Below are 13937 nucleotides of genomic sequence, written 5' to 3'. Positions count from 1 at the left end.
TCTTTTTTATCTATCAAATTAGGCGGCAACGGAAACAAAGATTTCAGTGCCGATAATCACACAAATAAAACCAACCAACATTGGGACAGACATACGTTTTACGATTTCAAATGGTGAGATTTTTCCCATACCGGATACCGCCAAAACCACGCCAGAAACTGGTGATAAACCACGACCTAAGTTAGAGGCTTGTAACATTGGAATGGTTAAGAACGCTGGGTTGACGCCCATTTGTGTGGCTAATTAGCGATTGAATTGGCTGTTGTAAATCAGTTCAATACGAAAATTTGAGATAGATCACAAAAAGAATTTTGGGGATAAAGTGCGGTTGATTTTAATTAAATTTTTGCAGTTAATAAAAAACGTTTGAGAAAACAACCGCACTTTTTTAAAACAGAGCGATGGTTCAAGCGTCCTCGCTTTAACAATAAGCACAAATGTAGACGCTTGCGCCATTACGGGAGAATCAGATTATTTCCTAAAAAGTTTGCTTAATCCGATGATAGTTTTTTTAGTCACTTTTTTCACTGGTTCGTCAAGCAACTTATGCGGTGAAAACAACGCCACTCCCTCACTCAAGCCATCACTAACAGTTTCGATTAAATCCTGATTTATCGGTTCGGGAACACGAGAGCGAATTTCACGTGTAATCGCATCGACATTAAAAATTTTCACTTCGTCTTTAATTTTGCAATAAACTGAAATCACCGGAATTAAATAAAGCGAAACATTGAATTCTAATTCCTCATCCAGAATTTTGTAATCTTTCTTATTTTTGTCATCATAAGGTTTTGCATAAATACGTTCTTCTAAAAATTCAAAAACATCTTTTACGTAAAGTTTTTCAATAACTTGATCCAACGAATAACTTTTATTCCATTTTGCAATTTTTTTATCTATATTTGCACTAATAATAGCTTCTTGATGTTTCTCTAAATACTTATTGAGTTTTTTATCTATGATATTATCCGGATATTCAAATATATACTCAAAATGCAATTCTTCCTCACCTTTCTCAATAACCGGGACCGTAACTATATTATTTTTTACTGTGAAATGAGCTTCTCCGACTTCCATCGTTAAAATCTTTGATTGATTTTCTAATGAAACAGTTACTTCTTTTTTCGTACTGAATTCAAATTTTACTTTGCGCGTAACATTAATTTTCCAAATTCCACAAAAATCGTGTTTTGTACTTTCCTTCGTAATATCTTCATGATTAACTTTATGAAAACGCTGTAAAATGCTGGGATTTATGAGGCTTTCAATTACGGTATTTTTTGCCCGCTCATCACTTTCTTTTTGTTTATTGGTCACTTTGTAGATGTTGATGCCATGACGAAAATGACTCAATAATTGACCGCACTTGGTTACTTCTGCCATCGTTTCTCCTTAAATATTCAAATTTACGCCATCATAAATCAAATAATTCTTTCGTCTATTTTTTAATTGAAGCTATAACGTCCTTTACTGGGTATTGATTATAGCTAAAACCCGCTTATCCGACACCTGGTACTTCGTACCTAACTGCTGAGCAAATAAACTCACACGCAATTCCTCGATCATATAGCGAATTTCTGCCACTTCATCAGAAATCGGTTTAGATTTAGGCAGTTTAGCCAGTAATTGTTGGTAAGCCTGTTGCACCTGTTCTACACGTAGCATCGCGGCACGATCACGATTCACATCTTGAGCCAGTTTATCAATACGTTTATCAACGGCTTGTAGATAGCGCTGTAAATCCGGCAGGCGGGCGTAGCCGCTTTTTTGTACAAAACCTTGATAAATCAAACCGGCGATTTGGCTTTTCATATCAGACAGGGCAAATGCCATGGTGAAATCCATTTTGCCTTTGAGGCGTTGATTAAGCTGATGTGTGAGCGTGAGGATCTGCTCCACTTTTTGCGCAATATCCACGGTGACTTCATTAACGTTTTCACGCACGAAATCCCGTAGCTTATCAAAACCTTCTTCGTTCCACACAAAGCCGCCAAAATCGGCAATCAGTTTATCTACGGCACAAGCAATACAGTCGTCAATCAAATCCAACACACGACCAAACGGGGTAAAATACAGCCCCAATTTGGCTTTATTCGGCAATTTTTCATGCAGATATTTAATCGGTGACGGTACATTGAGTAATAACAAACGACGTAAACCTTGTTGCATCGCCACCACTTGCTCAAACTCTGTTTCAAACAGTTTGATACCTACGGCATCTTTTTCATCTACAATGGCTGGAAACGCTTTGACGCTAAAACCTCGTTGTTTTTGTTCGTAACATTGTGGTAAATCTGCAAAGCTCCAAATATGCAGCCCGCTTTGCTCAATGCCATCATCTGCCACAGCAGAAATACTTTCTTGCACACGATCTTTTAAGTTGAATTTCAGCTCATCCAAATTCATGGATTCTGCGATTTTCTTGCCGTTTTCATCTACCACACGGAAGGTCATTTTCAAATGGCTTGGAATTTGTTCCCAATTCCAATGTTCCGCTTCTACGGTGACACCCGTCATACGACGCAATTCATAAATCAGCGTATCTAATAACGGTTTTTCCAACGGCACGGCACGACTTAAAAAGGCTTGGGCATAATTAGGTGCAGGCACAAAATTACGGCGATAAGATTTCGGCAGAGATTTAATCAGCGCAATTACCAATTCTTCACGCAAGCCTGGAATTTGCCAGTCAAAGCCTGTCATTTCGACTTGGTTGAGCAATGGCAACGGAATATGCACGGTCACCCCATCCGCATCGGTGCCTGGTTCAAATTGATAAGTCAGTTTGAGTTTTAAATTGCCTTGATGCCAGAAATTTGGGAAGTCCAACTTGCTCACTTGCTCTGCATCATCATTAATCAAGAATGAACGTTCAAAATTAAGCAATTCCGGATCTTTTTGCTGCGCCTTTTTCCACCACGTATCAAAATGTTTTTGGGAAACCACTTCCGTGCCAATACGCTGATCGTAAAATTCAAAAAGTGTGCGATCATCCACCAAAATATCGCGGCGGCGGCTTTTGTGTTCCAACTCTTCTACTTCTCGAACGAGTCGTTGATTTTCTTTGAAGAATTTATGCTTGGTATGCCAATCCCCTTCCACTAAGGCAGATTGAATAAAGATCTCGCGGCTTACCGTTGGATCGATAGCACCGTAATTCACTGGTCGCGCTGCCACAATCGGCACACCGTAAAGCGTGACTTTTTCATCTGCAATCACCGCCCCACGGGATTTTGACCAACGCGGTTCTGAATAGGATTTTTTAATTAAATACTCGGCAAGTGGCTCGATCCATTCTGGCTCGATTTCCGCTACCATGCGCCCCCAAAGTTTGGAGGTTTCCACTAACTCTGCCGCCATCACCCATTTCGGTTGTTTTTTGAAAAGCACAGAATTGGGGAAAATTGCAAAATGGGCATTACGTGCGCCAAGATATTGTTGTTTCTCCGCTTCTTTTAAACCGATATGAGAAAGCAAACCGCTTAAAAGTGCGGTATGAATTTGTTGATATTCTGCTTTTTCTGAATTAATCGGCAAGCCCATTTCACGTACAGTTAAACGAATTTGATGATAAATATCTTGCCATTCACGAATACGTAAATAATTTAAGAAATTCTTTTGGCATTGACGACGAAATTGGTTTTTACTCAATTCTTTTTGTTGTTCTTGTAGATAACGCCAAAGATTTAAGAACGCCAAGAAATCTGATTTTTTATCAGCAAAACGACGATGTTTTTCATCGGAAGCTTGTTGTTTTTCTTGTGGGCGCTCGCGAGGATCTTGAATGGATAACGCGGCGACAATAATCATCACTTCATGCAACGCACCTTGTGAGACAGCACTCAACAACATTTTCGCTAAACGTGGATCCACAGGGAGTTGAGATAATTGACGACCTGCAGCCGTTAATTGACGTTTCTCGCCCGCTTTAGTGCGAACGATTTCAAATGCGCCCAATTCTTCCAACAGTTTTATCCCATCTTGAATATGGCGTTTATCTGGGGCATCCACAAACGGGAAGGCTTCAATATCATCCAAACCCAATGCTGTCATTTGCAAAATAACGGAGGCTAAATTGGTGCGCAGAATTTCAGGATCGGTAAACTCTGGACGAGAATTAAAATCCTCTTCCGAATATAAACGAATACAAATCCCTTCGCTCACACGACCACAACGGCCTTTACGCTGATTAGCAGATGCCTGTGAAATGGGTTCAATCGGTAAACGTTGTACTTTGGTGCGATAGCTATAACGGGAAATACGCGCTGTACCTGGGTCAATCACATATTTAATGCCCGGCACGGTCAATGAAGTTTCTGCGACGTTGGTCGCCAACACAATACGATTTAATCCGCTCGGATGGAAAATTTTATTCTGTTCTTGCGCAGACAAGCGTGCAAAGAGCGGTAGAATTTCCGTGTGTTTTAGATTTTGTTTTTGTAAAGCTTCGGCGGTATCGCGAATTTCACGCTCACCGTTCAGAAAGATCAAGATATCGCCCCGACCTTCTGCTTGCAGTTCATCCACCGCATTGAGAATGCCTTGCAGCTGATCTTGGTCGTCTTCTTCCACTACGGGGCGATAACGCACTTCAACAGGATAGGTTCTGCCCGAGACTTCAATAATCGGGGCATTGTTAAAATGCTTGGAAAAGCGTTCCACATCAATGGTCGCGGAAGTGATGATAAGTTTCAAATCACGACGAAGTGGCAGCAGCTGTTTCAAATAACCAAGAATAAAATCATTATTTAGACTACGTTCGTGGGCTTCATCGATAATCAGGCAAGAATATTGATTGAGGAAACGATCCGTTTGAATTTCAGCCAGCAGAATCCCGTCAGTCATCAACTTGATTTGCGTATCATCACTGATTTGATCGTTAAAACGAACCTTATAACCAACTAAACTGCCAAGCTCCGTTTCCAGTTCTTCTGCAATACGTGCCGCCACCGAACGAGCGGCAATACGGCGAGGCTGAGTATGACCAATCATACCCAGATCGCCGAAACCTAATTCCAAACACATTTTTGGCAATTGAGTTGTTTTTCCCGATCCCGTTTCACCAGCCACCACAATGACCTGATGTTCAGAAAGCAGTTTTTGGATTTCTGCTTTGCGTTGGCTAACGGGCAAGCTTTCTGGAAAAACAATCGGTTTTTTAACCGCACTTTTACGATTTTCTACACGTAATTGAGCCTGTTCAATCTGCAGCTGAATTTCAGCGGCAACAGCTTGTTGAGCTTCTTGACTTTTAATTTTTCCAATACCATGAATGCGGGCGGATAAACGACGTTGATCCACCAGCATGATATTCTTGAGTTTCGAAAAGAGAGATTGTTGTATCGGATTTAATTCACGTTTGACTGATTTGTTCTTCATACCGATTTACTTTTAAAACCACCGTAAGCCAAACAAAGCCAACCAATTAAAAATAACGTTCCGCCAATCGGTGTCACCCAAACAAGGAATTTGCCTGCACCAAGCGCAAGCGCATAAAGGCTTCCACTAAAAAGAAGGATGCCGTACGCCCAAGTCCCTGCAGCAAGATTAACTATTTTGTTTGCAACCAATGATTCACGGCATAATTGCAAAATGCCAATCGCTAAAATCGCAATGGTGTGGAACATTTGATATTTCACACCCGTTTCAATCCACGCTAACGCTTTAGGTTCTAAAACCTTGCTTAATCCATGTGCCGCAAAAGCACCAATCGTCACACATAAAAAACCGCTCAATCCCGCGATAAATAACCATTTGTTTTTCATTTAAAATTTTCCTATTAATACCGCTAAAATACCAGCAGCAATAAGAGGCCCTACCGGGATTCCACCTAAGAAAGAAACGCCAATAATCGTACCAATTAATAATCCTGTCACCAAAACAGGTTGTTCACTCATTAATGGCACGCCTTTACCTGCAAGCCATGCGACGAATACCCCTATTAAAATAGAAACACCCATTTTCCAGTTTAAAAATGAACTAAGATCGGGCAGTTGGATTTTTCCCGACACTAACGGTGCAAGCACTCCAATCGTTAAAATGATGATCCCGATTTTGACACCGTATTGTTCGAGTATAGGAATGTATTTGGATAATAAGGTTTGCTGCATGATTAACAGCACGGCGGCTGAGATGGTAATTGCGCTGTTTTGGCTAATTAAACCTAAAACAATTAAGAAAACCAATAACAACGCTATCATATTGAATTGTAATGTCATAATACCTCTGAATAATATACTAAAAAATATCAGTTTTTGAAGAATGTGCTTAACTCACAACGCCACATCAAGGAGAAGAAATATTCTGATGGATAAAAAACTTACTACTCTTGACATGTAAACTTTTTACAAATTATACCAATTTATTACTTTTCTGTGTTTTTTATTTAGTGAAAAAAGGCTAGAATACAAGTCAACTTTCTTCTCATACTCTCTGTTTTTACTAAGGTTTTTTGCCCTATGTCGAATGTCGTTAGCCCTGAATTAATTAAAACTGTTGTCCTGCTTGCTACCAGTGTCACTATCGTACCGCTTTTTAAGCGTATTGGCTTAGGTAGCGTGTTGGGTTATTTAGTGGCGGGATGTTTAATTGGTCCTTCCGTTTTCGGCGTAGTGAAAGATGCAGAATCGATTCTGCATATGGCCGAACTGGGCGTGGTGATGTTCTTATTTATTATCGGTTTGGAGATGCATCCGGAACGTTTATGGGCCATGCGAAAAGCGATCTTCGGACGGGGCTTTCTACAAGTAGGTCTATGTGGTGTTCTGCTTACCTTTGCTGGTATCTATATTTTAAATCTTCCTAAAGAAGTCGCATTTATTGCGGGTATGGGCTTTACGCTCTCCTCTACTGCTATTGTGATGCAGGTATTAGAAGAACGCGGGATTACGAACACACCAAAAGGCCAACGAGTTATTTCTACCTTAATTTTTGAAGATTTATCCATTGTGCCATTATTGGCTTCTATTGCCTTTTTAACGCCTGAAACCAAACATATTGAACATCAAACAAACTGGACCTCTATTGCTATTGCACTCGGCGCCGTTGTCGGTTTAGTCGTTGCGGGTAAATGGTTAATGAACCCTATTTTCCGCTTGATTTCCAAAGCCCATATTCGTGAGATGATGACAGCTGCCGCCTTACTTGTGGTGTTAGGTGCGGCATTAGCCATGGAAGCAAGTGGCCTTTCTATGGCGATGGGCGCATTTGTTGCGGGTGTAATGCTTTCTGAATCCGCTTTCCGTCACCAACTAGAAGCGGATATTGAACCATTCCGTGGCTTATTGCTGGGGCTATTCTTTATGGGCGTAGGAATGTCACTTGACTTAAGTTTAGTCTTCCACAATGCACTTTGGTTATTGGGTATTGTATGTCTTTATATTATCGGTAAGGCCTTAGCCGTTTACGCAGTAGCACGCATTACGCAACTTGACCAGACAGAATCAGTTGGGCGAATGACAATCATGGCACACGGTGGTGAATTTGCATTCGTGCTCTTCTCTGCAGCGACCACTGCTGGCGTGATGACAAAAGATCAAAATGCCACCTTTACCGCAGCTGTCATTATTTCAATGTTATTCTCACCATTAATTGGTTTATTAATGCGTAAACTTACTCAACGAAAATTGGCAAATCAAGACGAAAAAGTAGACACCAGTGATCTTGATCCAATTATGGATTTAGAAAATAGCGTACTCGTGGTTGGTTTTGGGCGTTTCAGCCAAATTGTATGTCAAGCACTTCTTGTTCGTGGGATTAACGTCTCGGTGATTGACCGAAACATCGAAAACATTCGTGCGGCAGCTAAATTTGGTTTTAAAGTTTATTACGGTGATGGTATTCGTCTCGATGTATTACGCGCAGCTGGAATTGAAAAGGCCAAATGTGTGGTCATCGGGATTAACGATACACAACGTATTGAAAATATTGTTCAGAATCTGAAAGATGCTTATCCTAAACTCCCTATTCTGGCTCGAACTTATGATCGAAAAACGACGGTTAATCTTATTAAACAAGATGTAGATTTTATTGTACGTGAAACTTTTGAATCCGCACTCACTCTCAGTCATGCTGCATTAATGCAACTAGGTGTTAATAAAATTGAAGCGAACGAAATCATTGCTGAAGTTCGTTATTTAGATCAAGAACGATTGAATGAAGAAGTTTTACACGGCTTTTCAACAGACATTATCCGAAAATACTGGATGCCAAAACCGTTCATTAAACCACATTGTGATGCTGAAGCATTAAATGAAGAAACGGCTGAGATTTTAGAAAAAGAAGATGACTCCAATGACGAAGCTGCGGTTGAACCCCTTCTTCATGATGATTCAGAAACAGAGAAACAAAAAGAAGTCGAATAATAAAAAAGCCCGATAAATTATTATCGGGCTTTTTATTAGACTTTCATTGTCACAATCCAGCAGTTATGGATTTGCTTGTTGCGCTCAAAATCAAGCGGTAAGGTTTTCGCTGAAATTTCGACCGCACTTAACCCCAATTCATTTAACGCATCAAAATCCATTTTAAAACCACGTTTATTGTTCGAGAACACAATGGTGCCGTTAGAACGTAAAATACGCTTAAGATTACGCATTAATTTGATGTGATCACGTTGTACATCCCAACTGTCTTCCATACGCTTAGAATTTGAGAATGTTGGCGGATCCACGAAAATTAAATCAAACTGATGCTCGCATTTTTCTAGCCATTGTAAACAATCTGCCTGGATGAGCTTATGCTGTTTGCCTTCGATATCATTTAAAATCAAGTTTTGTTCTGCCCAATTTAAATAGGTATTCGACATATCCACGGTCGTCGTCGATTTTGCCCCACCTAATGCCGCATGCACCGTAGCCGAACCGGTATAAGCAAAAAGATTAAGAAAGTCTTTGCCTTTTGCCATTTCACCAAGCATTTTACGGGTTAAACGATGATCTAAGAATAATCCTGTATCCAAGTAATCCGTTAGATTCACCCAAAGCTGAGCGCCGTATTCATTCACATAAAAATATTCGCCTTTATTGGCCAATTTTTCATATTGATTCGTGCCTTTTTGTTTTTGACGCACTTTCAAAATCAGTTTATTGGTTTCAATACCGGTGACTTGCAAGGTTGCAGTCACTGCATCCAATAAACGTTGACGGGCTTTGTTTTCATCAATATTTTTGGGTGCGGCATACTCTTGCACCACAATATGATCACCATAACGATCCACTGCCACGTTATATTCCGGTAAATCAGCATCATATAAACGATACGCATCAAGGCCTTGCTGTTTCGCCCATTTTTCCATTTTCTTGATATTTTTCTGCAAACGATTCGCAAAATCTACCGCTACCGTTGAAGTGCGGTCAAATTCAAGCGGATTTTCAGCCGCACTTTCTTTGCGTTCAGAAACTTGATAATTCTTTTGGGCACAATCTAATGGACCATTTTTCGCTTTAAATTGACGATGTGAACGCATACGCAAGCAATCAAGCAACGTAGATTCACTACTGAAAATCGATGCATTCCAACCACCAAATTCACTTTTAAGACGTTGCCCAAAGACTGAATATAGCGCAATCAAAGCAGGAGTTGTACCTAAACGCTCACCGTAAGGCGGGTTACAAATCACTGTTCCCACTTCATCTGGACTTGGATTTTTTAATGCAGCGACATCACCTTGTTTCCACTGAATTAAATGTGCTACGCCTGCATTCTGTGCGTTCTTTTGCGCTTTTTTCAGTACGCGATGATCGAGATCGAAGCCATAAAAATGTGGTTTTGGATTTTGATTAAAATAAGTTTCAGCTTGCTGTACCGCTTCTACTTTCACCTTATCCCAAGCATCTTGATTATGCCCTTTCCAGCAATCAAAACCCCAATGTAAACGATGTAATTGCGGTGCAATTTGTGCTTCCATCTGTGCAGCTTCGATTAACAACGTACCCGAGCCGCACATTGGATCCACTAATGGTGTCCCTTTTTTCCAACCTGAACGAAGCACTATCGCAGCAGCTAAGGTTTCACGTAAAGGCGCTTGGCCTGTATCTTCACGATAGCCACGTAAATGCAATGCTTCGCCACTTAAATCGAGTGAAACGACGAGTTCTTCTTTATTCAAATAAACATGAATTCGCACATCTGGATAGTCTTTATCTACATTTGGACGCGCTTTCCCTTGGCGTTCAAAATAATCCACAATGGCATCTTTCACACGCATCGCACCAAATTGGGTGTGGCGAATTTCTTGGTTTGTCCCGTTGAAATCAACAAAAAATGTGGCTTTTTCATCAAAATAACTTAACCAATCCTGCCCTGTCACAATTGAATACAAGTCTAAGTCACTATATACCTTGCCATTTACAATCGGTAACAAAATACGCGAAGCCAAACGTGACCATAATAAGCTGCGATAAAGTGTTTCATCATCAACCTGAAAATGTACACCGCCTTGTGCGATTTTACATTCCGTTGCACCAAGCTCTGTCAGTTCGACTTTTAAGAGTTCTTCAAAACCACGGGCCGTTGTGGCAAATAGTTGTTTCATGTGTTTTCTAGATAGGGAAAAATTGAGCGGATTATAGCACGAAAGTGCGGTTAAGTTTGGGGATATTTCAAGAATATTCCCCCTCTTTTGTAAAGAGGGGGCTAGGGGGAGATTTTGATTATTTACTTAAACATTGAGCATAGCTATCAGCAGTCGCTTGAAGGAAATTCGCATAGGAATTTGGGCCAAGCTGTACGTTATCGCCAATAGGATCTAAACGACCTACATTGACTTTTGTACTTTGCGCAAGAGTATCAATCACTTTTGGTGTGAATTGAGGCTCTGCAAAAAGACAATTTACACGATGTTCTTCAATTTCTTCTTTGATGTGAGCAATGGTTTTTGCACCTGGTGCCACTAATGGATTAATGGTGAAATAACCGGTTTGATTTAAACCATAAGCATCATTGAAATAGCTATAAGCATCATGGAATACAAAGAAGCCTTTATCTTTAAGTGGGGCTAATTGCGCTTTGATCTTGTCACTTTGTTCAGTCAAAGTGCGATTAAAATCGGCTAAGTTTTTAGCAATTACATCTTTTTTATCTGGATATTGCTCTGTGAGTTTATCCGCCACTTTCTGTGCCACAATTTGGCTAATGGCTGGTGAATACCATAAATGCCAGTTTACACTTAACCCATTTTCATCTACATCATGATGGTGATCGTGATGCTCATGAGCATGTTCATGTTTATGATCGTGTCCATGCTCATGTTTATGGTCGTGTCCATGTTCGTGTTTATGGTCGTGCCCATGTTCATGTTTATGATCATGGCTGTGGCCATGCTCGTGTTCATCCCCCTCATGATAATGCTCATGATGAACTTTACTTAAAAGAGGTTTAATTTCTGGAATCTCAGAAATATTGATGACTTTTTTGCTATCAATTTGGCTAATTGGTTTTGCTAAGAAAGCATCAATATCTTCACCAACCCAAAGCACTAAATCCGCCGATTTCACTTTTTGTACATCTGAAAGTTTTAAGCTGTAATCATGAGGAGAAGCACCAGCAGGCACTAAAATTTGCGTATCTGTTATACCATTAGCAATAGACGATGTAATAAAACCGAGGGGTTTCACAGAGGTCAATACATCTGCATTTGCCATCATTGGAAGCGTTAAAAGTGCGGTAGAAATTGCACTCATTTTTAATACTTGTTTCATTTTTGTTTCCTTACTTTATTGGGAATTATTCTCAAAGCTAATATAGACTACGCCTTTTTGATAAAATTGCAACATTTCATATTAAAAAATGAAGTGGTATTTCTTCATCTTATTGAATACTTTTATTCATAAAGAAAAAGCAACGTTTTCACGTTGCTTCATTTCTTTATTTTAATAACTTATCTATTACCCGAGAAACGGCAAAAAAACCAAAAGTTGCGGTTATCATGGTTGCCGCACCAAAGCCATTTGCACAATTCATGGTAGTGGATACTTCACAGCCCTCACTCATTTTAGGAAAAATCAGAGGTTGACTGGAAAATATAGCATCAACTGCGAACTTACGTTGTGGATTTTGGGTAAAATTAAAATCCTTACGTAAAACTGACCGCACTTTCGCCAATAATGGATCTTGGATCGTTTTGCTTAAATCAGCAATTTGGATTTTGGATGGATCTGTCTGACCACCTGCGCCACCAATAGTAATAATCTTGATTTTATTACGTTTGCAATAGGCGATCATCGCCGCTTTGGTTTTCACATTATCAATGGCATCAATGACATAATCATAGCCACGATTTAAATATTCTGCTTGATTATCCGGTGAAATGAAATCATCGATAATATTCACCACACATTCTGGGTTAATCAGCTTAACGCGCTCTGCCATCATTTCTGTTTTAAGCTTGCCAATATTACCACTTAACGCAGGAAGCTGACGATTAATATTGGTGACACAAATGTCATCCATATCAATCATGGTGATCTGCCCTACTCCACTTCGCGCAAGCGCTTCCACCACCCACGAACCTACGCCGCCAATACCAATGACGCATACATGAGCCTGACGCAAACGCGCCAAGCCTTCTGGTGTATAAAGGCGACCAATGCCGCCAAAACGTTGTTCGTAATTATCGATTCGAGCCATTATTGTAACACCCAAACGCGTCCATAGTGTTTTGATAAACCCGCGATATGACCCGCTTGATCGCCAATACCCCGATATAAGTCAAAGTGATGGCCTTTTACCGCTCCCCCCACATCAAGTGCTACCATCAAATGTAATTTATGTGAACCTGTCCAGTTACCATTCTTATCAATATCAGGCACCTCGACCAATAATACACTACCAGACGGAATGACATTACGATCTGACGCAACTGAAGCCATTGGCACAAGAGGCACACCCGCAGAACCTTTCACCTTACCTGTTGGATCGTTTCTAAAGAAAACATAAGATGGATTGCGTTCTAACAATTCTTGTACACGAGATGGGTTTGCTTTACCCCATTCACGAATCGCTTGAATAGACATTTTTTCTTTTGGAATTTCACCATCTTCTACTAATAAACGACCAACTGCTTGATATTTATAACCATTTTGACCCGCGTAGGCTAAATAATTTAAATTGCCATCGCCGTAATCGACATAACCACTACCCTGTACGCCAAGTAAGAAGTTATCCATCATTGAATTACTATAAGCAAGCTCTAAGCCTTGTCCTGCCAATGCACCATTATAAATTTCTGCTCGGCTATAACGTTTATAGCTTGGCATCGCATAAATTGGATGTTGATATTGACCTTGTGCAGTACGACGAGCATGAATAACCGGTGAATAATAACCTGTCATCAAGACGTTTTGATAACCATCAAAACCCTTCATAATTTGAGGAGTAATACCATATTGTGCTAATTCATTCACATTCGCCCCTGCAAGCACCCAGTTTGTGATTTTGCCATAACCTGCGGCAAAACGATTGGTAATTGAGTTTGAATAGCTACGTACGTTAGAGAGCTGTGTTAAAAAATCACCTTGGTTTACAACCGCACTTCTGTTATCCACAGAAGCAACAGGACTTAAAATAGCTTGTTGGTAAGTTCGACCGCTATATTTAGCGCCAAATTTTTGAGGATCATCACCTGTTGCTGTTCGCGGCAAGCTAGAATTATTTTTTGAAGAGACTTTACTTGGTGCAGAACCGCATGACGCAAGCACCGAAACAGCCGCCATTACAGAGAGAATTTTTAAAGCGAGATTTTGACGAAATTTCATTCTTATTTTCCTAAATTAAACTAGCTAAGCACAAGGATTGCATACGCTATCAAAAATTCCCTTTTAGGACTAGCACTATTTCACAAAATGAACAATTAACAATCACATTGTTTATTTTCTTAACAAATAGAAAGTAAAGTTCAGGTTAAATCTTGCAATAATTTTTGAAACGAGTATATTATG

At 40.0% G+C, this 13937-nt stretch carries 9 protein-coding genes and 1 pseudogene; 1 reads left to right on the top strand and 9 read right to left on the bottom strand.

The features are described from left to right. Positions 1-18: 18 nt before the first annotated feature. The 5 genes and pseudogenes from dcuC to EL215_RS06390 all read right to left on the bottom strand — a co-directional run. A pseudogene (gene dcuC, locus EL215_RS06410) lies at positions 19-243 on the bottom strand (anaerobic C4-dicarboxylate transporter DcuC); the annotation flags it as partial. A gap of 228 nt (positions 244-471) precedes the next feature. Then, entirely contained in the window at positions 472-1383 is a 912-nt protein-coding gene (locus tag EL215_RS06405; RefSeq protein WP_126470961.1) for a hypothetical protein, read from the bottom strand. 84 nt (positions 1384-1467) lie between these two features. Beyond that, a complete protein-coding gene (gene hrpA / locus EL215_RS06400; protein ID WP_126470959.1) occupies positions 1468-5379 on the bottom strand; it encodes an ATP-dependent RNA helicase HrpA in 3912 nt (1303 codons plus the stop codon). Next, positions 5376-5765: a DUF423 domain-containing protein gene (locus tag EL215_RS06395; RefSeq protein ID WP_126470957.1), complete on the bottom strand. Its 390-nt coding sequence runs from the start codon at positions 5763-5765 to the stop codon at positions 5376-5378. The genes hrpA and EL215_RS06395 overlap by 4 nt, the downstream gene beginning before the upstream one ends. Further along, the gene (locus tag EL215_RS06390; protein ID WP_126470955.1) at positions 5766-6218 is read right to left on the bottom strand and encodes a DUF441 domain-containing protein; all 453 of its coding nucleotides are present in this window, start codon (positions 6216-6218) and stop codon (positions 5766-5768) included. Positions 6219-6458: 240 nt separating this feature from the next. Between EL215_RS06390 and EL215_RS06385 the strand changes: the two genes are divergently transcribed. Beyond that, positions 6459-8363, top strand: coding sequence for a monovalent cation:proton antiporter-2 (CPA2) family protein (locus EL215_RS06385; protein WP_126470953.1), 1905 nt, complete (start codon positions 6459-6461; stop codon positions 8361-8363). A gap of 35 nt (positions 8364-8398) precedes the next feature. Here EL215_RS06385 and rlmKL read toward each other — a convergent pair whose 3' ends face one another. From rlmKL to mltA, 4 genes are all read right to left on the bottom strand, one after another. Beyond that, positions 8399-10534, bottom strand: a complete 2136-nt coding sequence (gene rlmKL / locus EL215_RS06380; RefSeq protein ID WP_126470951.1) for a bifunctional 23S rRNA (guanine(2069)-N(7))-methyltransferase RlmK/23S rRNA (guanine(2445)-N(2))-methyltransferase RlmL — start codon at positions 10532-10534, stop codon at positions 8399-8401. 118 nt (positions 10535-10652) lie between these two features. Then, entirely contained in the window at positions 10653-11699 is a 1047-nt protein-coding gene (gene znuA, locus EL215_RS06375) for a zinc ABC transporter substrate-binding protein ZnuA (RefSeq protein WP_126470949.1), read from the bottom strand. A 166-nt stretch (positions 11700-11865) separates the two neighbouring features. After that, complete coding sequence (tcdA, locus tag EL215_RS06370; RefSeq protein ID WP_164757059.1) at positions 11866-12627, bottom strand: tRNA cyclic N6-threonylcarbamoyladenosine(37) synthase TcdA; 762 nt, start codon at positions 12625-12627, stop codon at positions 11866-11868. Continuing rightward, positions 12627-13754, bottom strand: a complete 1128-nt coding sequence (gene mltA, locus EL215_RS06365) for a murein transglycosylase A (RefSeq protein WP_126470945.1) — start codon at positions 13752-13754, stop codon at positions 12627-12629. Before mltA ends, tcdA begins: the two co-directional genes overlap by 1 nt. Between the last annotated feature and the right edge of the window lie 183 nt (positions 13755-13937).

Source organism: Haemophilus parainfluenzae (assembly GCF_900638025.1).
GTDB lineage: Bacteria > Pseudomonadota > Gammaproteobacteria > Enterobacterales > Pasteurellaceae > Haemophilus_D > Haemophilus_D parainfluenzae_J.
The sequence above is the reverse complement of the archived record's forward strand: the minus strand, read 5'-3'. Positions and strand labels throughout refer to the sequence as shown.